Origin of the sequence: Novosphingobium percolationis (assembly GCF_020179425.1) — a bacterium.
Taxonomy (GTDB): domain Bacteria; phylum Pseudomonadota; class Alphaproteobacteria; order Sphingomonadales; family Sphingomonadaceae; genus Novosphingobium; species Novosphingobium percolationis.
Genome location: NZ_JAILYM010000001.1, coordinates 521,521 through 543,611, shown reverse-complemented (window position 1 = coordinate 543,611; position 22,091 = coordinate 521,521). Strand labels below are relative to the sequence as shown.

Below are 22,091 nucleotides of genomic sequence, written 5' to 3'. Positions count from 1 at the left end.
TCCCCGCGCTAAGACCCGTCTCCAGATGCTGACCGGGCTTTCCATCCGCAATGTCGTGCTGATCGAGGCGCTGGACCTGTCGTTCCCGCGCGGGCTCGGCGTGCTCACCGGCGAAACCGGGGCGGGCAAGTCGATTCTGCTGGATTCGCTCGGCCTGATCCTGGGCGATCGCGCCGACAGCGGCCTCGTTCGTGCGGGCGAAGAGCAGGCGCTCGTTACCGCCACGTTCGAATTCGCCGCCCTGCCCGAAGCGATCCGCGCCGCGCTGGCCGAAGCCGAAGTCGATGTCGAACCCGGCGAGCCGCTGATCGTGCGCCGCCGCGTGCGCGCCGATGGGGGCAGCAAGGCCTTCGTCAACGACCAGCCCGTCGGCGTTGCCCTGCTGCGCGAGATGGCGCGCGGCCTGGTCGAACTGCACGGCCAGCACGACGATCGCGGCCTCGTCAACGCGCGCGGCCACCGCACCCTGCTCGATCGCTACGCCCGCGCCGATGTCGCCGCCGTCAGCGCCGCGTGGGACAAGTGGCGCGCCGCCGAAACCGCGCTGGCCGAAGCGACCGCCCGCGTCGAACAGGCCGCTGCCGAACAGGACCTGCTACTGGCGCACCTCGCCGAACTCGCCGCGCTCGAGCCGGTCGAGGGCGAGGAGGAGGGGCTGGCCGAACAGCGTGCCTCGATGCAGAAGGGCGAGCGGCTGTCGGGTGATCTCATCCACCTGCAGCACTTGTGGACCGGATCGGACTCCGCGCTTGCCAGCTTGCGCGGCGCATCGCGGCGGCTCGATCGCATCGCGCACGAACACCCGCTGCTGGCCGAAGCGCTCGATGCGCTCGACCGCGCGGTGATCGAGGCGGGCGAAGCCGAGGACAAGCTCGCCGCCGCCGCCGAGGCGTTGGCGCACGATCCCGCGCTGCTCGACCGCATCGAGACGCGCCTGTTCGATTTGCGCGCTGCTGCGCGCAAGCACCATTGCGCGGTGGACGACCTGCCCGAAAAGATGCGGGTGATGCGCGAAACGCTCGAAGCCATCGAAGGCGGCGGCGCGCAGATCGCCTCGCTGCAACGTGCCGCGCAGGAAGCCGGGCTGGATTACCGCGCCAAGGCCGAAGCGCTTTCGGTCGCCCGCGCCGAGGCAGCGCGCCGGCTCGACAAGGCGGTCGCGGCCGAACTTGCGCCGCTCAAGCTCGATGCCGCGAAGTTCCACACCGCCGTCGTGCGCCTGCCCGAAGATCGCTGGAGCGCGCTGGGCGTCGATGCGGTCGAATTCCTCATCTCGACCAACCCCGGCGCGGACTTTGCCCCGCTGGCCAAGATCGCCAGCGGCGGCGAGCTGTCGCGCTTCATCCTCGCGCTGAAAGTCGCGCTGGCCGAAGAGGGCGGCGCGGCCACGATCATCTTCGACGAGATCGACCGCGGCGTGGGCGGCGCGGTCGCCAGCGCCATCGGCGAACGCCTCGCGCGCCTCGCCTCGGGCGGCCAGCTGCTGGCCGTCACGCACAGCCCGCAGGTCGCCGCGCGGGGCAATGCGCACTACCTGATCGCCAAGTCCTCGGAAGGCACCGTCACGCGCACGTCGGTCACGCTGCTCGACGCGGGCGGACGGCAGGAGGAAATCGCGCGGATGCTCTCGGGCGCGGAAATCACCGCCGAAGCGCGCGCGCAGGCAGACCGATTGCTGGAGCAGGCATGAATACCGAGCATCCGCTGGAATCGGCGCTGGACCGCCCGATGTGGAACGCGCTGGGCGGTCCGCAGGCCGCCTTGAACGTGGGACAGGGCAACCTGCGCCGCGTCGATCCCGCCTATGGTCCCTTCGCCGGGGCCGAACCCGGCCATGACGCCGATCTCGCCGCGCTGGTGGCCGGGGGCGGCGAAGTCTGGCTGGTCGAACCGCACGAGATCACGCCACCGCCCGGAATGCGCCTGATCCGCAGCGCGCCGCTGTTGCAGATGATCGCCGATGGCCCCGCGCCCGCTGGCGCGGACGATACGGACATCGTGGCGCTGGGCGAAGCCGACGTGCCCGAAATGACCGCACTCGCGCTCGCCACCGAGCCCGGCCCTTGGGGGCCGTCGACATGGCGCTACGGCCAGTTCTTCGGCATTCGCATCGACGGCAGGCTCGCCGCGATGGCGGGCGAACGGATGCGCCCGGCCACGGGCCTCGCCGAAGTCAGCGGCGTCTGTACCTGGCCCGAATACCGCGGCCGGGGCCTTGCCGCCCGCCTGATCCGCCGCGTCATGGCGGGCCAGTGCGCGCGCGGCGACGTGCCGTTCCTCCACAGCTACGCGGGCAACGCCAGCGCCATCCGCCTCTACGAAACCCTCGGCTTCCGCGCCCGGCGCGCCATGGTGGCCACGATCCTTGGAAAGGCCGAATGAGCGCCGATGGAACCACCGAAGCCGATGCCGCCAACGAGCTGATGCGGCTCGCGCGGGCCATCGCCAAGCACAACCGGCTCTATCATGCCGAGGATGCGCCCGAGATTTCGGACGCCGAGTACGATGCGCTCGTGCGCCGCAATGCCGAGCTGGAAGCCGCGTTCCCGCACCTGATCCGGCCCGATTCCCCGAGCGCGCAGGTCGGGTATGAAGTTGCCGCCTCGCCGCTCAGCAAGGTGCGCCACGAGGTTCGCATGATGAGCCTCGACAACGCCTTCTCCGACGAGGAGGTCGAGGAATTCGTCGCCCGCGTCCGCCGCTTCCTCAACCTGTCCACCGAGGCCGAGGTGGCGATGACCGCCGAGGACAAGATCGACGGCCTGTCCTGCTCGCTGCGCTACGAGAACGGGCGACTGGTCCGCGCCGCCACGCGCGGCGACGGGCAAGTGGGCGAGGACGTGACCGCCAACGTCGCGCATATCGCCGACATTCCGCAGGAGCTGAAGGGCGAGGGGCTGTTCGACATTCCCGCCGTCTTCGAGATCCGCGGCGAAGTCTACATGGCCAAGGCCGATTTCCTTAGCCTCAACGAACGGCAGGCAGACGCGGGGGACAAGGTCTTTGCCAACCCGCGCAACGCCGCCGCCGGATCGCTGCGCCAGAAGGATGCAAGCGTCACCGCCGCGCGGCCTTTGCGCTTCCTCGCGCATGGCTGGGGCGCGGCGAGCGAAGTGCCTGCCGCCACCCAGTTCGAGATGATGCGCAAGATTGCCGCGTGGGGCGTGCCGGTCTCGCCGCTGCTGGTACGCTGTGCCACCAGCGCCGAAATGGTCGCGCATTATCGCGCCATCCAGCACCGGCGGGCCGATCTGCCCTATGATATCGACGGCGTGGTCTACAAGGTCGATCGGCTCGATTGGCAGGAGCGGCTTGGCTTCGTGGCCAAGGCGCCGCGCTGGGGCATGGCGCACAAATTCCCCGCCGAGCAGGCCGAAACCACGCTGGAAGCCATCGATATCCAGGTGGGGCGTACCGGCAAGCTGACCCCGGTGGGGCGGTTGAAGCCGGTGCTGGTAGGCGGCGTAACCGTCACCAACGTAACCTTGCACAACCGCGACGAGATCGGTCGACTGGGCCTGCGCGTCGGCGATCGGGTGGTGCTCCAGCGCGCGGGCGACGTGATCCCGCAAGTGGTCGAGAACCTGACGCGCGACGACGTGCGCGAAGCCTACGCCTTCCCCGACCACTGCCCCGAATGCCAGTCCGAAGCCGTGGCCGAAGAGGGTGAAGTCGACGTGCGCTGCACCGCGGGCCTGATCTGCCCGGCGCAGCGGGTGGAGCGGCTTAAGCACTTCGTCAGTCGGGGCGCGCTCGATATCGAGGGGCTGGGCGAGAAGACCATCGTCGAGTTCTTCGGCCTCGGCTGGCTGGAAAGCCCCGCCGACATCTTCCGCCTGCGCAAACGCCGCAGCGATATCGTCGGGCGCGAGGGCTGGAAGGACAAGTCTGTGGACAACCTGTTGGCAGCGATCGAGGCGAAGCGTTCGCCCGATGCCGCCCGCCTGCTGTTCGGGCTCGGCATCCGCCACGTCGGCGCGGTGACCGCGCGCGACCTGATGAAGCGCTTCGTCACGCTTCCCGCCTTGCGCGAAGCCGCTGAGACGGCGCGGGCAGGGGAGGCAGAAGCCGGTAGCGATGCCGTTACCGACCTGCTCTCGATCGATGGCGTCGGCCCCGTGGTGGTCGAGGCGCTGGGCGACTTCTTCCACGAACCGCACAACATCGCAGTGTGGGACGATCTCCTCTCCGAAGTCAGCCCGCCCGACTACATCGTGGAAACCCGCGCCAGCGCGGTCGCGGGCAAGATCGTGGTGTTCACCGGAAAGCTCGAAACGATGAGCCGCGACGAGGCCAAGGCGCAGGCCGAATCGCTGGGCGCGCGTTCGGCGGGCTCGGTTTCGGCCAAGACCGACCTGATCGTTGCCGGGCCGGGCGCGGGATCGAAGCTGAAAAAGGCGGCCGAACTCGGCATCGAAGTGATAGACGAGGCGGCCTGGGCGGAGATCGTCCGCGCAGCAGGACAAGGTTTGGACAGGTAAGCGCGATGGCATTGCACACCTGGTGGCTGTTCGTGGTCACCGTCTTCTTCGTCTCGGCCTCGCCGGGGCCGAACATGCTCCATGTGATGGCGCGCAGCGTCGAACTGGGACTGGCGCGCGCGATGCTGGCGATGGCGGGGTGCTTCATTGCGGTGCTCAGCCTGCTGACCGCTTCGGCGCTGGGGCTGACCGCGCTGCTGGTGGCGATTCCGGGCGTTTTCACCGCCTTGCGTCTGCTCGGCGCGGGCTACCTGATCTGGCTGGGGTACAAGGCGTGGGTCAGCGACGACGCGCCGGTCGATGTGGGCGAAAGGGAGATCGCGCCGGTGCTGTCGGCGGGCAAGGTGTTCCGCACCGCCTTCGCGATCGGCATCTCCAACCCCAAGGCGCTGCTGTTCGCCGCCGCCTTCCTGCCGCAGTTCATCGACGCCGCGCGCCCGCAGGCCCCGCAGTTCGGGATCATGGTGGCGACCTTCGGCGTGATCGAGATCTCGTGGTACTTCGTCTATGCGCTGGGGGGCCGCTCGATCGCCGCCGCGCTGACGCGGCCTGCGCTGAAGACCGCGTTCAATCGCGTGACTGCCGCGATTTTCGTTGCGTTCGGCCTTGCCATGCTCGGTTCACGCGCCTGATAAGGCGCTGAAACGACAAGGGGATAGGAATGCTGGAAGATCTGGCCGCGCTTGGCGCGCAAGGCGGCGCGCTGCTCAAGGTGCGCGGCGAAAAGATCGCGGTGGTCGATGGCGCGACGGGTGGGCTGATTTCGGCGGGCCTGCTCGCGATGCCCGGTGCGTCAGCCTATTTCGCGGGGGCCGGGATCGTCTACACGCTGAAAGGACGACGCATCCTGCTGGGGCACGAACCGGGAAGCTTGCGGCAATTTCGTTCGGCAACGGAGCCTTATGCGCTGCGGCAGGCCGAACTGATCCGCGATCGGTTCGATGCCGACTGGGGGCTCGCCGAAACCGGCGCGGCGGGGCCGGGCAAGCACCCGCTGGGGGTGGCTTCGGGCACCAGCGCGATCGGTCTGGTGGGACCGGGTGGGATCGCCACTTCGGTTCTGGTGACCACTGGGAGCGAGGACCGGCTCGCCAACATGCAGGTGTTCGCCGAAGCAGCGCTGACGCTGCTCCGGGACACGCTCATGACGCTCTAGGTGTCGTTAGGTAACGTTCTGGCGCGGTCAGGTGCCGCACCAGAACGTCATTCGGGTACGTAGTTGGGCTTCCGCTTTTCGAGGAAGGCCTGCATCCCCTCGGCGAAGTTCTTGCTGCCCGCGGTCATCAGCTGGTTGCGGTTTTCCAGGGCCATGACGTGTTCGAGGCTGGACCCGTCGACCGAGACGTTGATGCCTTCCTTGGTCATGCGCAGCCCCATCGGCGAAGCGGCGAGCATGTCGTCTACCCAACCCTGGCCGCAGGCTTCGAGCTGGTCGTCCGGCACGACTTCGGAGACGAGGCCGACCGCCAGCGCGCGCGGGGCGTGGATGAAACGGCCCGTCAGCATCAGTTCCGAGGCGATCCCGGCGCCGACGATGCGCGGCAGGAAATAGCTGACGCCCATGTCGCACGACGACAGGCCGAGCTTGATGAAGGCCGCGTTCATCTTCGCGCTTTCGCCCGCGATGCGCACGTCCGAAGCAAGCGCGAAGGCGAAGCCGCCGCCGCACGCGGGGCCGTGGAGGAGCGAGATGATCGGCTGCGGGCAGCGGCGCATCTTGATGTAGACATCGGCCAGCCAGCCTTGGAAGCCGAAGCCGCCGCCGAACGGGATCTCGTCGCGGCCTTCACTGCGCTGCTTGATGTCGAGCCCCGCGCAGAAGCCGCGCCCTGCGCCGCGCATCACCACCACGCGCACCGTGCGATCATGGTAGAGCTTGCCGAAATAGTCGTTGAGTTCGCCCACCATTTCCGACGAGATCGAGTTGAGCGCGTCGGGGCGATTGAGCGTCAGCCAGTCGGCATCCCCGCGCTTTTCGATCAGGATCGTGTTGTAGCCCATCGCTTGCCTCATCCCTTCTTAATCGGTTGATTAAGTCAGGTGGATAAACGAGCCGAGGGGCCACGGCAAGCCGTTCTCTACCAGTGCTTCGACCATTCGGGCAGCGCGCCGACGCGGGTGGAGCGCACGCGCGCACCGTTACGGCGGCGGAGCCACAGGATCGACCAGTCGCCCCGGACCATGCGCGCAGCGAGGCGCAGGCCCGCCTTGCGATAGGCAGCGCGCACGGCGGGTTCCTGCGCTTCGAGCAGGCCCGCCAGCAACACGCTGCCGCCCGGCGCGACGGCATCGGCGAAATCGGGGGCCAGTTCGACCAGCGGCCCGGCGAGGATGTTGGCGATCAGCAGGTCATAGGGCGCGGCGGCCGCGAGTAGCGGATGGTCCATGCCCGAGGCGATCACCATCGCGAGCTTGCCCGCCCCATCGCCCAGCGTGACGCCGTTGGCATCGGCATTGTCCGCCACCACGGGGCCGCACACGGCGTCGATGTCGCTCGCCACGGCGCGGGCACGCGGCCACAGGTGCATCGCGGCAAAGGCAAGCAGGCCGGTGCCAGTGCCGATGTCGGCGAGGTTGCGGATCACCACGCCCTGCCGCTTCATGTGCGTGAGCATGGCAAGGCACCCCGCCGTCGTGGCGTGTTGCCCCGTGCCGAAGGCCTGGCTGGCCGGGATCAGGAAATTGCGGACGCCCGGCTCGACGATATCTGCATATTCGGGGGTATGGACGTAGAAGGCGCCCTCGCGGATCGGTTCGACCCCCTGCTGGCTAAGCGTAACCCAGTCTTCGTCGGGCAGGAGTTCGACCAAGAGATCGACCTTCGTGTGGCCGAACAGCGCGGCGATGGCGGCCTTGTCGCCGGACGTGGGCTCACGGCCGAGCCAGGCTTCGAGTTGCCAGTCTTCGGGCTTGTCCTCGGCGATTTCGCTGCCGGCGATGACGATGTCGGCATCCCAATCGAACGCATCCTCGTGTGTGATGAGGGCAGCCTGCACCACGTCACGCGGGGCGAATACGGTGATTTTCCAGCTTCGATCAGCGGACATAGCTGGCTCCATTGGCATCGATGGTGGTGCCGGTCATGCTGGGCGGGGCATCGAGCGCGCAGAATGTGGCGATGGTGGCAATTTCATCCGGAGTGGCGACGCGCCCGAGCGGAATGTCGGCCAGCAGTCCTGCCCCGCCGCGACTGGCGAGATAATTGCCCGCCATGGCGGTGTCGGTAAAGCCCGGGGTGATCGCGAAGCTGAGGATGCCTTGCGCGGCATAGCCCCGCGCGATGGTCTTGTGCATGGCAATCATCCCGCCCTTGGCGGCGGCATAGTGCCAGTGCGCGGGGGAATCGCCGCGATATCCGGCGCGGCTGGCGACATGGACGCAGCGCCCGGCAAACCCGCGTTCCTGCCAGTGGCGCACGGCAAAGCGCGACAATTGCGCAGCGGCGGTGAGGTTGATGCGCACGGTATCCTCGAAGGCGTCGAGCCAGGCGATGTCGGAGGCATCGAGCGGGTTCGCCGCGAACAACCCGGCATTGTTGACGAGTACGTCGATCGTACCGCCCGCTGCGCCCAGCGCATCGCGCCACAGCGCCTGCGGGGCTTGCGGATCCGCCAGATCGGCGCCGATCACGCCGGGCCCGACGCGGCTGCCGTGGCGCACCACGCGGGCGCCGCGCGCTTCGAGCGCGGTGGCGATCGCCGCGCCGATGCCGCGCGTGGCCCCGGTGACGAGAACCGTCGGGGCAGGGGGAGAGGCAGGGGACGGGGTGGTCATGCGCCCCTCTAGGCCCAAGCTTTGCCATGCGGCAACAACGCTTTGGAGCTTGCACTTTTGGCGTGGTTGCACGACCGGACATTTCGACTAATACGAATCGCGTCCCGGCCGTGGCACAGTGCCCGGCGTATCAATGGTCTATCGAGGGGGTTCAAATGGCGCAGGCGCGCAGCAACCGGCCGCTTTCTCCGCATCTGCAGATCTGGCGATGGGGTCCGGCGATGCTGGTTTCGATCCTGCATCGCGTCACCGGCAACGGCCTTGCCTTCGCAGGCATCGGCCTTTTGCTGTGGTGGATCGGCGCGATCGCAAGCGGGCCGGAGGCCTATCAGACGTTCCTCGACTACGTGTGGACCGGCGCTCCCGGCGGGCTTGCCGTCGTCACTGCACTGCTTGGCAAGGTGGTACTGGTCGGGCTGACCTGGGCCTTCTTCCAGCACGCCGCGAGCGGCGTCCGCCACCTCGTGCTCGACATCGGCGCGGGTTACGAGCTGGAAGCCAACGCCCGCTGGTCGTCGCTGACGCTGGTGTTCTCGGTGCTTGCCACCATCCTGTTCTGGGGCTTCGTGCTGCTGCGCTGAGGCGCCGGCACGATCTGCACCTTCAACCTTCGGGGGTTTCATGGGTAACGGTACCTCAATCGGCCGCGTTCGCGGGCTCGGTTCCAGCCACAAGGGCACGCACGACTGGTTGCTTGCCCGCCTGACGGGCGTGGGCAATCTCGTCCTCGTGCCCTACCTGCTGGTCAGCCTGCTGCTGCTGCCCGCGCACGATTACGTCACGGTCCGCACGTGGATGTCGCAGACCATCCCGACCACGGCGCTGGTGCTGATCATGATCAACACCATCAGCCATGCGCGCCACGGCGTGCAGGTCATGCTGGAAGACTACGTGCACGAAGAAGGCGGCAAGATCGCTGCCTGGCTACTGGTCAACATCGTGCCCTTCGCCGCTGCCGCCTTCGGCATCATCTCGGTTATCCGTATCGCTCTCGGGGGCGCCTGAGCCATGACTTCGACCCAACCTGCCTACAAGATCATCGACCACACCTACGACACGGTCGTCGTGGGGGCCGGCGGTTCGGGCCTGCGCGCCACCATGGGTTCGGCCCAGGCCGGCCTGCGCACCGCCTGCATCACCAAGGTATTCCCGACACGTTCGCATACCGTTGCGGCGCAGGGCGGCATCGCTGCCAGCCTTGGTAATAACAGCCCGGACCACTGGACCTGGCACATGTACGACACCGTCAAGGGGTCGGACTGGCTGGGCGACCAGGACGCGATCGAATACATGGTGCGTGAGGCACCTGCCGCGGTGTACGAGCTGGAGCACGCGGGCGTGCCTTTCAGCCGCAACCCCGAAGGCACGATCTACCAGCGTCCGTTCGGCGGCCACATGCAGAACATGGGCGACGGCCCGCCAGTGCAGCGCACCTGCGCTGCGGCCGACCGTACCGGCCACGCCATGCTTCACGCGCTCTATCAGCAGAGCCTGAAGTACGACGCCGACTTCTTCATTGAATACTTCGCCATCGACCTGATCATGGAAAACGGCGAATGCCGTGGCGTGATCGCGCTGTGCATGGACGACGGTTCGATCCATCGCTTCCGCAGCCATGCGGTGGTGCTGGCGACGGGCGGCTATGGCCGTTCGTACTTCACGGCCACGTCGGCGCACACCTGCACGGGTGACGGCGGCGGCATGGTGCTGCGCGCGGGCCTTCCGCTGCAGGACATGGAATTCGTGCAGTTCCACCCGACCGGCATCTACGGCGCGGGCGTGCTGATCACCGAAGGCGCGCGCGGCGAAGGCGGCTACTTGACCAATTCCGAAGGCGAGCGTTTCATGGAACGCTATGCTCCTTCGGCGAAGGACCTGGCCAGCCGCGACGTGGTTTCGCGCTCGATGGCGATGGAAATCCGCGAAGGTCGCGGCGTGGGCCCGCACAAGGACCACATCTTCCTGCACCTTGACCACATCGACCAGAAGGTGCTGGCCGAGCGCCTGCCGGGCATCACCGAAAGCGGCAAGATCTTTGCCGGTGTCGACCTGACCCGCCAGCCGCTGCCGGTGGTGCCGACCGTCCATTACAACATGGGCGGCATCCCGACGAACTATCACGGCGAAGTCGTGACGATCGGCGCGGACGGCAATCCGGAAACGATCATCCCCGGCCTGTTCGCGGTGGGTGAAGCGGCCTGCGTTTCGGTCCATGGCGCCAACCGCCTCGGTTCCAACTCGCTGATCGACCTCGTGGTGTTCGGCCGTGCGACCGGCCTGCGCCTGAAGGAACTGATCAAGCCGGGCACCGCGCACAACTCGCTGCCCAAGGACAGCGCCGACCTCGCGCTGACCCGCCTCGACCACTTCCGCAACGCCAAGGGCGGCTCGCCCACGGCGGAAGTGCGCACCGAGATGCAGCGCACGATGTCGGCCCACGCGGCGGTGTTCCGCACCGACGAACTGATGGCCGAAGGCAAGGTGAAGCTGGCCGAGACCTACAAGCGGATGGAAGACATCCACGTTTCGGACCGTTCGCTGATCTGGAACTCGGATCTTGTGGAGACGCTGGAACTGGACAACCTGATCAGCCAGGCCACAGTGACCATGCATTCGGCGCACAACCGCAAGGAAAGCCGTGGCGCCCATGCGCACGAGGACTTCCCCGATCGCAACGATGCCGAGTGGATGAAGCACACCGCCACCTGGTTCGAAGGCTGGGGCGGCAAGGGCGGCGCGGTCAAGATCGACTACCGCCCGGTCCACGAATACACGCTGACCGACGACGTCGAGTACATCAAGCCCAAGAAGCGCGTGTACTGACGACGGCGCAAGCTGCCGGTTGAACGGGGGTCGCAGGCGACAAGCCTTGCGGCCCCTTGTTTTTTGGCGTGGCAGAGTCGTGGTGTTCGCTGGGTCGTCGTGTTCGGGCCACCGTGCGGCGACGAACGCTCCCCTCCCGCTGACGGAAGGGGGTGGGGGTGGGCCTTGTCGCCTACGCCGTTCGTCCGCGCGGGCCGCGCGTTGGTCGAGGGCACGGTGACGCGGGCCGTGCGTTGCGTAAGGTCGGCGCAGGTTCGGGGGAACCTTCCGGAAGGACCGACAATGCACATTCCGACGCGACCCGCCCTGATCGTGGCGACGCTGGCGCTGGGGGGCCTGTTCCCCGTCGCCGGAGTCCTGGCGCATCAGGGCCAGGCCGAGTGGCCCCAGCCGCCCGCGCCGCCTGCTCCCCCGTCACCGCCCGAAAGCCCGGCCATGCCCGCGCCGCCCGAACCTCCGGCCCCACCCCTGGTCGAACAACGCGACATCGCGCGCATCGTGGAAGACAGCCACCGCGAGGCACTCGCTGCGATCCGCGAGGCACGGCGCGAGGTTGAGCAGGAGCGCAACATGCCGCGCGATATCCGCGCGCGAGTGCTCGCCGAACTCGATGCGGCGGTGGCACGGGTCGAGCGCGACTTCCGCCACCCGCGCGACTGAACGCGCGCTTCAGCGGCGCTTGGGAGGATCGCTGGCGCGCGATTGGGCCCTGGCGGCCTCTTTTGCCGCGTCCTGACGCGCGCGGGCGGCCTTGATCAGCGCAAGGTCGTTCGCGGTGGCGGCGCGTGCCGGATAGCGACAGCCCTTCTGCGCGCCGATGCCTTTCAGGTAGGCGCGGCGCACCGAACCTGCATACATCGCGATCTGCCACTGGCGCTGGTTCTCGTTCGCGCCCGAAATCTCTCGAATCACGCCGCCGAAGGGGATCAGCGAGCCGATCACCGACTTGGCGATGTTGCCCACCGCATTGCCGCGCTTTTCGCCCAGCGACTTGTCCTGCGCCACGTCGATGTCGTCGCCCAGCACAACGTCGAGGCGGCGTACTTCCTCCTGCAGCGCAGGGCAGGTGCGCAGGCCTGTGGTCGCGTAGGCGTTTTCGCGCGCTGCGAGCAGGATCGGGGGGATCTCATCCTTCTTGAGGTTAACGTCGGCCAGCGGCTTGGTCACGACGTCTTCGGCGGTCACATCCTTGGGTGCGACGACGGTTTGTGCGCAAAGCAGCGTCGGCGCGATGGCGTACAACGCTGCGGCAATCAGGGCAGGGCAGCGGTATTCGAAGCTGATCATGCGGAGAGTCCCCTGTTTCCTGCACTACGCGAGATGAGGCCCACGGGTTCCGCGATCACGACGCGAAGGTGTCGCAGGCGTTGGGATCGCCGCTGTCGAGCCCCTTCTTGAGCCATTCCATGCGCTGGGCCGAACTGCCGTGGGTAAAGGCGGCCTCGACCGGGCGGCGGCCGGCGGCCTTCATCAGCGTGTCATCGCCGATCTGGTGGGCGGCGCGCAGGCCCTCCTCCATATCGCCGGGCTCGATCCGATCGCGATTGGCGGCAGCCCAGACCCCGGCGTAGCAATCGGCCTGAAGCTCCAGCCGCACCGAAAGCTGGTTGGCGCGCGAGGGACTGCGCTGCTGCGCCTGGTGAACCTGTTCCGACACGCCCGACAGCGCCTGGATGTGGTGGCCATATTCGTGCGCCATCACGTAATCGCGGGCGAAATCGCCGCCTGCGCCCATCTGCTTGTCCATTTCGGTGTAGAAGTCGGTGTCGATGTAGATGCCCTGATCGCTGGGGCAGTAGAACGGCCCCATCGCGCTCTGCGCCGCGCCGCAGCCCGATTGGCCCGATTGGGAATAGAACACCAGCTTGGGCGGGGCGAAACTGCCCGCCATGATCGGTTGCCACGTCTTGTTGAGCGATGACAGCGCGTTGCAGCTTTCGTGGCTGAAGGCGTTGACGCTGCAGCTCTCGGCCACGGTCTTGCCGCCCTCGACGCCTGCGGGACTTTGCAATGCCGATTGCCCGCCTCCGCCCAAAAGGTTGCCGAGGCCACCGAACAGGGCAAGGCCGATGACCACCACGATCACCCCGCCGATGCCAAAGCGGCTGCCGACGAGCGCCAGCAGGCCGAAGGGCAGGCCGCCGCCACCACCAAGGCCGCCCGCGCGACCGCGCTGGTCCTCGACGCGGATGGAATCGTCGTAGTCGTCGAGCCGCATGGGGCATCCTTTGCTATTGGCCTGCTTTCCAAAATGCGCACGCGGCTTCTGGTTCCGCAAGAGGGCGCAGCCGTGCGTGTGATCGCGCTCACAATTTGTTCATGCTGGCTGCGTCATCGGGAACTTGCGGCGCCGACGGCGTTTTGACAGTCAGGATCGTGCGGCAGAGCGTTTGGGGGCGTCGATGAGTCGTTGGACATGGCGACGGAAGGGGGAGCGCGGGCTGCTCCTTGTCGCCATGGCTGCGCTTGCCATCGGGGCGGCCCCGATCAGGCGCGATGCGCAGATCGAGACGGCCTTGCGCCAGCACGTCGAAACGCTCGCTAGCGACGACTTCGGAGGGCGCGAGCCGGGGACCGAAGGCGAGACGAAGACGCTGCGCTACCTTGCGCGGCAGTGGTTCGACATTGGCATGGAATCGGGCACCAACGATCCCGCGCATGGCTGGTTCGCGCCGGTCGATCTGGTCGAGCGCGAGCCGCTATCGTTCCGCGCCAGCTTCACGCGCGGGCGCAAGCGGCTGATCCTGCCCGAAGACGCCGGGCTGGTGGTGACATCGGGCATCCGCAGTCTGGTCGAGAACGCGCCGGTGCTGTTCGTCGGCCACGCCACGGGCCGCGTGCCTCCCCGCACGGACCTTGCCGGGCGGATCGCGCTGATGCTCGACAGCGGGCGCGGGGAAGACGGTGCCGACGGTCGCGTGGAGCGGTTGCTCGATGGCGGCGCGGCGGCGGTGGTCACCGTGCTGGATGGCAAGCGTACCATCGAGGACGTGATCGCCCGGCGCAGGCGCGCGGGCTATGCGCTGGCGGGCGAGCGGCTCGGCGACGAGATCGAGGCCTTCGTCAGCCCCGGATTCGCCGAAAGCCTGCTTGCGAGCGGCGCGGCGCCCGGCGCGCTGGCGGGATCGCCCGCGCACGATCTTGCCGCGCTGCGCCGCGAGGCCGACGGGGCCGACTTTGCCGCGCGCCTGCTGGGCGTGACCGGCACGCTCGAGGCGACGAGCCGCGAGACACGGATCAGCACGCACAACCTGATCGGCAAGCTGGAGGGGCGCAATTCCGCCGCCGGGGCGGTGCTGCTGGTGGCGCATTGGGATCATTTCGGCCAATGCGCACAACCCCCGGCGGAGGATCTGATCTGCAATGGCGCGATCGACAATGCCAGCGGCCTTGCCGTGGTGACCGAAACCGCGCGCCTGCTCTCGCGCGGGCGCACGCTTGACCGCGACGTCTATTTCCTTGCGACGACGGGCGAGGAACTGGGCCTGCTGGGGGCGCTCGCCTTTGCCGAGAACCCGCCGCTGCCGCTCGACCGGATCGTCGCGGTGTTCAACGTGGACAGCACGGGGCTTGCGCCTGCGGGGCAGGCGGTCAGCGTGATCGGCAGGGGCGCGACCCCGCTTGACGATGGCATTGCCCAAGTCGCCCGCATGATGAAGCGCAAGCTGGCGCCGGGGGATGGCGCGAATGCCTACATGAAGCGGCAGGACAGCTGGGTGTTCCGCCAGCACGACGTGCCGGCGGTGATGGTCAGCAGCAGCTACACCGATGCCGCCCGGCTCGAAGCGTTCATGGACGCGGATTACCATCGCCCCTCGGACGAGGCGCGCAAGGTGCAATATGGCGGCATGGTGGACGATGTGTTGATGCAGGCCGAGCTCGTGCGGTTCTTTGCCGACGTGCGCCGTTATCCAGGCGGGGCAAAGACGGTGCGCCATACCCCCTAGCCGAATGCGCCCGGCTTGATTACATGGGCCGCCACGAATCTCCCCGCACAGGAAGTGGCGCGCATCATGGATATCCCTCTCGGCCTTACGTTCGACGACGTTCTCCTGCGTCCCGCCGAGTCGGACATCGTGCCTTCTATGGCGGATACCCGCACCCGGCTGACGCGTGGCATCGCGCTCAACATTCCGATCATCTCGTCGGCCATGGACACCGTGACCGAAGGCGACATGGCCATCGTCATGGCGCAGATGGGCGGCATCGGCGTGCTCCATCGCAACCTGACGATCGAGGAACAGTGCGCCGCGGTCCGTGCGGTCAAGCGCTTCGAAAGCGGCATGGTGGTCAACCCGATCACGATTTCGCCCGATGCCACGCTGGGCGAGGCGCGCGCGATCATGCTCGCCAACAAGATCAGCGGCATTCCGGTGGTCGAGGCTTCGGGCAAGCTGGCAGGCATCCTGACCAACCGCGACGTCCGCTTTGCCGACAACCCGGCGCAGCTGGTGCGCGAACTGATGACGCACCAGAACCTTGCCACGGTGCAGGCGGGCGTCAGCCAGGAAGAAGCGCGCCGACTGCTGCACCAGCGCCGGATCGAAAAGCTGCTGGTGGTCGATGACGCCTATCGCTGCGTCGGCCTGATCACGGTGAAGGACATCGAGAAGGCCGTCACGTATCCCAACGCGACCAAGGACGAGGCCGGCCGCCTGCGCGTGGCGGCTGCGAGCACCGTGGGCGACAAGGGCTTCGAGCGCACCGAGGCGCTGCTCGCTGCCGAATGCGACGTGATCGTGATCGATACGGCGCACGGCCACAACCGCGATGTCAGCCGCGCGGTGGAGCGCGTGAAGAAGCTGTCGAACTCGGCGCAGGTCATCGCGGGTAACGTCGCCACCGCCGAAGCGGCGCGCGCGCTGTGCGATGCGGGTGCGGACGGCGTGAAGGTGGGTATCGGGCCGGGCTCGATCTGCACCACGCGCATCGTCGCGGGTGTCGGCGTGCCGCAGCTGACCGCGATCATGGAAGCCGCCGAAGCTGCCGACAAGGCGGGCGTGCCGGTGATCGGCGATGGCGGTCTGCGCACGTCGGGCGATGCGGCGAAGGCGTTGGCGGCGGGCGCATCGGTGGTCATGGTCGGCTCGATGCTGGCCGGCACCGAGGAAGCGCCGGGCGAGACGTTCCTGTACCAGGGCCGCGCCTACAAGGCTTATCGCGGCATGGGTTCGGTCGGCGCGATGGCGCGCGGCTCGGCCGACCGCTACTTCCAGCAGGACATCAAGGACCAGATGAAGCTGGTTCCCGAAGGGATCGAGGGCCAGGTGCCGTACAAGGGCCCGGCCAAGGACGTGGTCCACCAGCTCGTCGGCGGGATCAAGGCGGCGATGGGCTATACCGGCAGCGCTACGATCGAGGATCTGCGCCGCAAGGCCCAGTTCGTGCGCATCACCAATGCAGGCCTGCGCGAAAGCCACGTCCACGACGTGACGATCACGCGCGAGGCGCCCAACTACAAGGTCGGCTGATGCAACATTCTCCCCTCCCGCAAGCGGGAGGGGCCGGGGGTTGGCACCGCCACGCCCGTTGCGCCGGTCCCCAGCCCACCCCAAACCCCTCCCGCGTGCGGGACGGGCTTTTCCTATGACACCCGCCGCGCGCGTCCAGTCGGCGATCGACCTGCTCGACGCGGTGATCGCGGCGGCGCGTTCGGGCGGCGCGTCTGCCGATCGGGTCGCGGCCGAATGGCTGCGTGCGCGCCGCTTCATCGGCTCCAAGGACCGGCGCGCGATCCGCGATCTGGTGTGGGCGGCAATCCGTGCCTGTGGCGACGTGCCGGCATCGGGGCGGGCGGCGATGCTGCGGGCGGCGGCGGACGATGCGGCGCTGGCGGCGTTGTTCGATGGGTCGCGCTATGGCCCGGCGGCGGTTCAGCAGGGCGAGCCGGTGGCGGAAGGCGGCGTTGCACCTGAATGGTTGGCGCGGGCGCTCGCCGATTCGGGACTGGCCGAAGGCGAGCAGCGCGCGCTGCTGGGTCGCGCGCCGCTGGATATTCGCGCCAATACGATCAAGATCACGCGCGATGCCTTGCGCGCGCGCCTGCCGGTAGCGGTGGAGCCGGTCGTCGCGCGCCATGGCCTGCGGCTGGAAACCGGCGCAGCGGCGGAAAGCTGGCCCGAATATGCCGAGGGCCTGTTCGAAGTGCAGGACGCGGGCAGCCAACTGACCTGCGAGGCGTTTGCCGCCCAGCCCGGCGAGACGGTAATCGATCTGTGCGCGGGCGCCGGCGGCAAGACACTCGCTCTGGCGGCCGCAATGGACAACACCGGCCATCTTATCGCCTGCGACATCGATCGCGCGCGCCTTTCGCGCCTGCCGGAGCGGGCGGCGCGCGCCGGCGCGAGAGCCGAAACGCGGCTGCTCGACCCGGGGAAGGAGCGTGTCGCGCTGGCGGACCTGCTCGGTCGGTGCGATGCAGTGCTGGTCGATGCGCCGTGTTCGGGCACCGGCACCTGGCGGCGCAATCCCGAAGCGCGCTGGCGACTGACGCCTGCCGCGATCCAGCGCTATGCCGCGATGCAGGACAATGTGCTGGCGGTGGGCGCCGACCTTGTCGCGCCGGGCGGGCGGATGCTGTTCATCGTCTGCTCGCTGCTCGATGCCGAGGGGGCGGACCGCATCGAGGCGTTCCTCAAGGCGCGGCCCGACTGGGTGGCGGTGACGCCCGTCTGTCCGCTGGGGCGCCCTCGCGGGCAGGGCTGGCGGTTGACCCCGGCGCACGACGCCACGGACGGGTTTTTCTTCGCAAGCCTGCGGCGCGTGTGATAGGAATCCGACATGGGACGCCGGGGATCACGCAAGCCGAAGAACCGGCTCAAGGAGTTTTTGATGCGCTACACGCCCGCTGCCGCCGCCTTGTCCCTGCTGGTGCTGGTCACCGGAAGCATGGGCGCGGCGAAGGTCAACGAAGCGGTTGACCCGCGCGCGCAGGTTCTGCTCGACGATGGCCGGGCGCAGCTTGCCAAGGGCATGGTCGATGCCGCGACCGACAGCTTCGAGGCGGCGCTGGCGGTCGATCCTGCCCACACCGGCACCTACATCGCGCTGGGCGATGCCGCGCGCAAGGCGGGGCTTCAGGGGAAGGCGATCCACTATTACCGCGAGGCGCTGGACCGCGATCCCAACAACCTGTCCGCCATTTCCGGCGAAGGCGGGGCGCTAGCGGAAAAGGGCGCGCTGGAAAAGGCGCGCACCAACCTTGCCCGGCTTGAAGGGCTGTGCGGCAAGGGCTGCGCCGAAACCGAGGCGCTGTCCGCCGCGATCGCGCATGGCGCCGCGCCCAAGGTGGTCGCTGCCGAAGCGGTCAAGCCCGCGCCGGTAATCGAGAACAACTGAGCGGTTCGTGGGCCAAAGGCCCACCCCCGGCCCCTCCCGCTGGCGGGAGGGGAGAATGGGCCGCGCTCAGATCAGTGCGCGGAATTCTTCCAGAACCTGGCGGTAGACGCGCCGCTTGAACGGCACGATCAGATCGGGCAGCAGTTCGGGTTCGACCCATTTCCAGTCGAGAAATTCCGCCGGATCGTGCGCGTTAAGGTCGATGTGAGCGTCTTCGCCGTTGAAGCGCAGCAGCAGCCACTTCTGGCGTTGGCCGCGATATTTGCCGCGCCACAGCTTGCCGAGAAGTTCGGGGGGAAGATCGTAGAAGTGCTCTTCCCGGCTCTCGGCGATCACGGTGACGAGATCGGGCGTGACGCCGGTTTCCTCGTGCAGTTCGCGCATCGCGGCGGGGTGGAGATCCTCCCCGTCGTCGATTCCGCCCTGCGGCATCTGCCAGGCGTCCCCTTCCTTGTTGTCGATGCGCTTGCCCACGAAGACGCGGCCTTGCGCATTGACCAGCATCACCCCGACGCAAGGGCGATAGGGAAGCCCGGCAAACTGGTCATTCATCTGCAAATGCGTCCTTTGTTGAGATTCAGACCCCGGCCTTGGCCAGCTTGACCTTCACTTCCGCGAGGATCGCGGCAAGATCGTCGTTGGCGCTGGGCAAGGCCTTGCGGGTCTGCGCGAAGCCGTGGATGGTGCCTTTCATCTCCAGGTATGTAACGTCAACCCCTGCTTGGATGAGGGCCGCGCCATAGGCCCGTCCGCCATCGCGCAGCGGATCGAGCCCGGCGGTGACGAGCACGGTCGGCGGAGTGTTCGCCAGATCGCCCTTGATGGGGGCCGAGCGCGGATGACCCTGTTCGGCGGCATAGCATTCGCCGAACCAGATCATCGTCTCGCGCGTCAGCAGGAAGCCTTCGGCAAAGGCGTGGTAGGACCAGTCGTCGAGGTTGTCGTCGGCCACCGGGTAGAGCGGCGCCTGCACCAGCATCGGCACGGCGGCAGGATTGGCGGCGAGCGCCTGCGTGACGACGATGGTGAGGTTGCCGCCAGCCGAATCGCCCGTGCTGACAAGTCCGGTAACAGTGCGGCCCAGTTCCGCCGGGCTGCCGGCGACCCAGCGGGTGGCGGCTTCGCAATCGTCCGGCGCTGCGGGGAAGGGGGCTTCGGGGGCGAGGCGATAGTCGACCGCGACGACCGGGAGGTCGAGCTGCTCGCAGATCGCTGTGCACAGGCTGTGGTGCGTTTCAAGGTCGCCGATCACGAAGCCGCCGCCGTGGTAGAACATCACCACCGGGGACGGATCGCGGGTTTCGCGCGTGTCGTAGAGGCGCAGCGAGATGTCGCCGGCGGGGCCAGGGCAGGTGAGGTCGCGGATCACCGCCAGCGGACGCGGATCGGCTTCGGCCATCTGGCCCATCGCGACGTAACCTGCGCGCGCCATCTCGGCCCCGACCGCGCTCATCGGAGGGGCTTCGACGGCGTTCATCATGTCCAGGAACGCGCGCACATCGGGGCGAACGTAGTGCTGGGGCTTTTCGATGGTCTCAGTCTCGGACATGGCTTCCTCGTTCTTCCCGTGTGGTGGTGCCGGTGGGGTTGGTAACCCCCTCTTTCGCGGCGTGCACCATATTGAGTCTGCTTTTTGCAACTTGACTAGCCCCCGCGTTCGGAATCAAGTCGGTGGAGACGTTTTCGCGGGCAGGAGATTTTCTTCTTTGCGTGGAGGCGTGAGGGGGAATAGGCGCGACACAAGCCTTGCGGGGGATCACATCCCCGGCGCGCAGCAGAGGATATTATGGCGACACTTGCAGACGGACCGGACGCTCTGACGGGCGGCAAGGAAACCCCCGCCCCCGAGGCGGTCGTGGTGCGTTTTGCCGGCGACTCGGGCGACGGCATGCAGCTGACCGGTGGTCAGTTCACGCTTTCGACCGCGCTTTCGGGCAACGACCTGGCGACTTTCCCGGACTTCCCGGCCGAAATCCGCGCGCCGCAGGGCACGCTGTTCGGCGTTTCGGCGTTTCAGATCAACTTCGGCTCGACCGAGATCGATACCGCGGGCGACCAGCCCGACGTGCTGGTGGCGATGAACCCGGCGGCGCTCAAGACCAACGTCGGCGCGCTCAAGATCGGCGGCCTGATCATCGCCGACAGCGGTGAGTTCAACAAGCGCAACCTCGAAAAGGCCAAGTACGAGGTCAACCCGCTCGAGGACGGCAGCCTTGAAAAGTGGCAGCTGCTGGCGTTCGACATTTCGGCGCTGACGCTCGAAGCGGTCAAGCCCTTCGGCCTTGGCAACAAGGAAGCGCTGCGCTGCAAGAACATGTGGACGCTCGGCCTTGCGCTGTGGATGTTCGACCGTGACCGCCAGCCGCTGGTCGACTGGCTGAACGCCAAGTTCAAGAAGAGCCCGGTGCTGGCCGAAGCCAACATCGCCGCGCTCAACGCCGGGCACGCCTATGGCGAAACGGCCGAACTGGCAGGGCCGCTCAAGCAGTACCACATCGCGCCGGTCGAAAGCGAACCGGGCCTCTACCGCACCGTCACCGGCGCCGAAGCCATCAGCCTCGGCCTCGTCGCGGGCGCGCAGCTGGCGGACCTGCCGATGTTCTTCGGCGGCTACCCGATCACGCCTGCTTCGGCGATCCTGCACAACCTGGCCCGGCTCAAGGAGTTCGGCGTCACCACCTTCCAGGCGGAAGACGAGATCGCGGCGATCGCCTCGGCCATCGGCGCAAGCTATGCGGGCCAGCTGGGCGTCACCTCGTCGTCCGGCCCCGGCATCGCCTTAAAGGGCGAGGCGATGGGCCTTGCCATCATGACCGAGCTGCCGCTGGTGATCGTCAACTCGCAGCGTGGCGGGCCTTCGACCGGCCTTCCCACCAAGACCGAGCAGTCGGATCTCTACCAGGCGATCTATGGCCGCAACGGCGACGCGCCGATGCCGGTAATCGCCGCGCGCAGCCCGTCGGACTGCTTCGAATGCGCGATCGAGGCGTGCCGTATCGCGGTGGAATACATGACTCCGGTGATGCTGCTGACTGACGGGTACATCGGCAACGCGGCCGAGCCGTGGAAGGTGCCTGATCCCGAAAGCTTCAAGCCGTTCCCGGCGAAGTTCCTCTCCGAGAAGAACGGCCCGAACGGCGAGCTGCTGCCCTTCGCTCGCGATGAGAAGGGCGCGCGGCCGTGGATCAAGGCGGGCACGCCCGGCCTGATGCATCGCATCGGCGGCATCGAAAAGAACCCGGGCACCGGTAACATCGATTACAGCCCTTCCAGCCACCAGACGATGACCGATGCCCGCAAGGCCAAGGTCGATGGCGTCGCCAACGGCACGCCCGCGCAGGAGGTCACGCTGGGCGAGACCACCGGCAAGCTGGCGGTCGTGGGCTGGGGAAGCACTTATGGCCCGATCCACCAGGCCGTACGCCGCGCGCGCCGCAAGGGCCTGTCGGTCAGCCAGATCCATGTCCGCCACGTGTGGCCGCTGCCGACCAACCTGGGCGAGCTGCTCAAGGGCTACGACAAGATTCTCGTGCCCGAAATGAACACCGGCCAGTTCAAGACCGTGCTGCGCGACCAGTATCTGGTCGATGCCCAGCCGCTCAACAAGACCAGCGGTCAGCCCTTCACCATCGCGGAAATCGAAGCCGCGATCGAAGCTGCGCTGGCGTAAGGGGA

Annotated in this window: 21 protein-coding genes; 14 read left to right on the top strand and 7 right to left on the bottom strand. The window is 67.7% G+C overall.

Translation table 11 applies throughout. From position 1 onward, the window contains the following. Positions 1-25: 25 nt before the first annotated feature. Genes recN through K3A84_RS02430 form a run of 5 tightly spaced genes read left to right on the top strand, consistent with a single transcriptional unit; the run spans position 26 to position 5,637 of the window. The gene (recN, locus tag K3A84_RS02450; protein ID WP_225008120.1) at positions 26-1,690 is read left to right on the top strand and encodes a DNA repair protein RecN; all 1,665 of its coding nucleotides are present in this window, start codon (positions 26-28) and stop codon (positions 1,688-1,690) included. Next, positions 1,687-2,382 carry a GNAT family N-acetyltransferase gene (locus K3A84_RS02445; protein ID WP_225007499.1) on the top strand — a complete coding sequence of 232 codons (696 nt, stop codon included), beginning with the start codon at positions 1,687-1,689 and terminating at the stop codon, positions 2,380-2,382. Before recN ends, K3A84_RS02445 begins: the two co-directional genes overlap by 4 nt. Continuing rightward, positions 2,379-4,481, top strand: a complete 2,103-nt coding sequence (ligA, locus tag K3A84_RS02440) for an NAD-dependent DNA ligase LigA (RefSeq protein ID WP_225007498.1) — start codon at positions 2,379-2,381, stop codon at positions 4,479-4,481. Before K3A84_RS02445 ends, ligA begins: the two co-directional genes overlap by 4 nt. 5 nt (positions 4,482-4,486) lie before the next feature. Next, positions 4,487-5,113: a LysE family translocator gene (locus K3A84_RS02435; RefSeq protein WP_225007497.1), complete on the top strand. Its 627-nt coding sequence runs from the start codon at positions 4,487-4,489 to the stop codon at positions 5,111-5,113. Between the two features lie 29 nt (positions 5,114-5,142). Continuing rightward, the gene (locus K3A84_RS02430; protein ID WP_225007496.1) at positions 5,143-5,637 is read left to right on the top strand and encodes a CinA family protein; all 495 of its coding nucleotides are present in this window, start codon (positions 5,143-5,145) and stop codon (positions 5,635-5,637) included. Between the two features lie 47 nt (positions 5,638-5,684). Here the strand turns inward: K3A84_RS02430 and K3A84_RS02425 are convergent, their stop codons facing one another. The 3 genes from K3A84_RS02425 to K3A84_RS02415 form a co-directional block, all read right to left on the bottom strand. Further along, entirely contained in the window at positions 5,685-6,494 is an 810-nt protein-coding gene (locus K3A84_RS02425) for an enoyl-CoA hydratase/isomerase family protein (RefSeq protein ID WP_225007495.1), read from the bottom strand. A gap of 65 nt (positions 6,495-6,559) precedes the next feature. Beyond that, complete coding sequence (locus tag K3A84_RS02420) at positions 6,560-7,528, bottom strand: 50S ribosomal protein L11 methyltransferase (protein WP_225007494.1); 969 nt, start codon at positions 7,526-7,528, stop codon at positions 6,560-6,562. Next, positions 7,518-8,255: an SDR family NAD(P)-dependent oxidoreductase gene (locus K3A84_RS02415; protein WP_225007493.1), complete on the bottom strand. Its 738-nt coding sequence runs from the start codon at positions 8,253-8,255 to the stop codon at positions 7,518-7,520. Before K3A84_RS02415 ends, K3A84_RS02420 begins: the two co-directional genes overlap by 11 nt. A gap of 155 nt (positions 8,256-8,410) precedes the next feature. Here K3A84_RS02415 and sdhC point away from each other — a divergent pair, with 155 nt between their 5' ends. The 4 genes from sdhC (at position 8,411) to K3A84_RS02395 (ending at position 11,738) form a co-directional block, all read left to right on the top strand. After that, positions 8,411-8,836 carry a succinate dehydrogenase, cytochrome b556 subunit gene (gene sdhC / locus K3A84_RS02410; protein ID WP_225007491.1) on the top strand — a complete coding sequence of 142 codons (426 nt, stop codon included), beginning with the start codon at positions 8,411-8,413 and terminating at the stop codon, positions 8,834-8,836. 40 nt (positions 8,837-8,876) lie between these two features. Then, the gene (gene sdhD / locus K3A84_RS02405) at positions 8,877-9,260 is read left to right on the top strand and encodes a succinate dehydrogenase, hydrophobic membrane anchor protein (RefSeq protein WP_225007489.1); all 384 of its coding nucleotides are present in this window, start codon (positions 8,877-8,879) and stop codon (positions 9,258-9,260) included. Between the two features lie 3 nt (positions 9,261-9,263). Beyond that, positions 9,264-11,078 (top strand): succinate dehydrogenase flavoprotein subunit, encoded by a 1,815-nt coding sequence (gene sdhA, locus K3A84_RS02400; protein ID WP_225007488.1) that lies wholly within the window; start codon positions 9,264-9,266, stop codon positions 11,076-11,078. Between the two features lie 282 nt (positions 11,079-11,360). Beyond that, positions 11,361-11,738 carry a hypothetical protein gene (locus K3A84_RS02395; protein WP_225007487.1) on the top strand — a complete coding sequence of 126 codons (378 nt, stop codon included), beginning with the start codon at positions 11,361-11,363 and terminating at the stop codon, positions 11,736-11,738. 9 nt (positions 11,739-11,747) lie between these two features. Here the strand turns inward: K3A84_RS02395 and K3A84_RS02390 are convergent, their stop codons facing one another. Beyond that, positions 11,748-12,365: a hypothetical protein gene (locus K3A84_RS02390; RefSeq protein WP_225007486.1), complete on the bottom strand. Its 618-nt coding sequence runs from the start codon at positions 12,363-12,365 to the stop codon at positions 11,748-11,750. A 55-nt stretch (positions 12,366-12,420) separates the two neighbouring features. Next, positions 12,421-13,296, bottom strand: a complete 876-nt coding sequence (ypfJ, locus tag K3A84_RS02385; protein WP_225007484.1) for a KPN_02809 family neutral zinc metallopeptidase — start codon at positions 13,294-13,296, stop codon at positions 12,421-12,423. A 238-nt stretch (positions 13,297-13,534) separates the two neighbouring features. Between ypfJ and K3A84_RS02380 the strand changes: the two genes are divergently transcribed. The 4 genes from K3A84_RS02380 (at position 13,535) to K3A84_RS02365 (ending at position 18,416) form a co-directional block, all read left to right on the top strand. Next, a complete protein-coding gene (locus tag K3A84_RS02380) occupies positions 13,535-15,025 on the top strand; it encodes a M28 family metallopeptidase (RefSeq protein WP_225007483.1) in 1,491 nt (496 codons plus the stop codon). Between the two features lie 66 nt (positions 15,026-15,091). After that, the gene (guaB, locus tag K3A84_RS02375; protein WP_225007482.1) at positions 15,092-16,549 is read left to right on the top strand and encodes an IMP dehydrogenase; all 1,458 of its coding nucleotides are present in this window, start codon (positions 15,092-15,094) and stop codon (positions 16,547-16,549) included. A 115-nt stretch (positions 16,550-16,664) separates the two neighbouring features. Continuing rightward, positions 16,665-17,846, top strand: coding sequence for an RsmB/NOP family class I SAM-dependent RNA methyltransferase (locus tag K3A84_RS02370; RefSeq protein WP_225007481.1), 1,182 nt, complete (start codon positions 16,665-16,667; stop codon positions 17,844-17,846). Between the two features lie 63 nt (positions 17,847-17,909). Then, positions 17,910-18,416, top strand: coding sequence for a tetratricopeptide repeat protein (locus K3A84_RS02365; protein ID WP_225007480.1), 507 nt, complete (start codon positions 17,910-17,912; stop codon positions 18,414-18,416). A gap of 66 nt (positions 18,417-18,482) precedes the next feature. On the opposite strand, the gene K3A84_RS02360 is transcribed toward K3A84_RS02365, so the two are convergent. Both K3A84_RS02360 and K3A84_RS02355 read right to left on the bottom strand, forming a co-directional pair. Beyond that, positions 18,483-18,968, bottom strand: coding sequence for an RNA pyrophosphohydrolase (locus tag K3A84_RS02360; protein ID WP_225007478.1), 486 nt, complete (start codon positions 18,966-18,968; stop codon positions 18,483-18,485). A 25-nt stretch (positions 18,969-18,993) separates the two neighbouring features. Then, positions 18,994-19,965 carry an alpha/beta hydrolase gene (locus K3A84_RS02355; RefSeq protein WP_225007476.1) on the bottom strand — a complete coding sequence of 324 codons (972 nt, stop codon included), beginning with the start codon at positions 19,963-19,965 and terminating at the stop codon, positions 18,994-18,996. A gap of 237 nt (positions 19,966-20,202) precedes the next feature. On the opposite strand from K3A84_RS02355, the gene K3A84_RS02350 reads away from it, so the two are divergent. Next, on the top strand, positions 20,203-22,086 hold the full coding sequence (locus K3A84_RS02350; RefSeq protein WP_225007475.1) for a 2-oxoacid:acceptor oxidoreductase subunit alpha: 1,884 nt from the start codon (positions 20,203-20,205) through the stop codon (positions 22,084-22,086). Positions 22,087-22,091 lie beyond the last annotated feature (5 nt).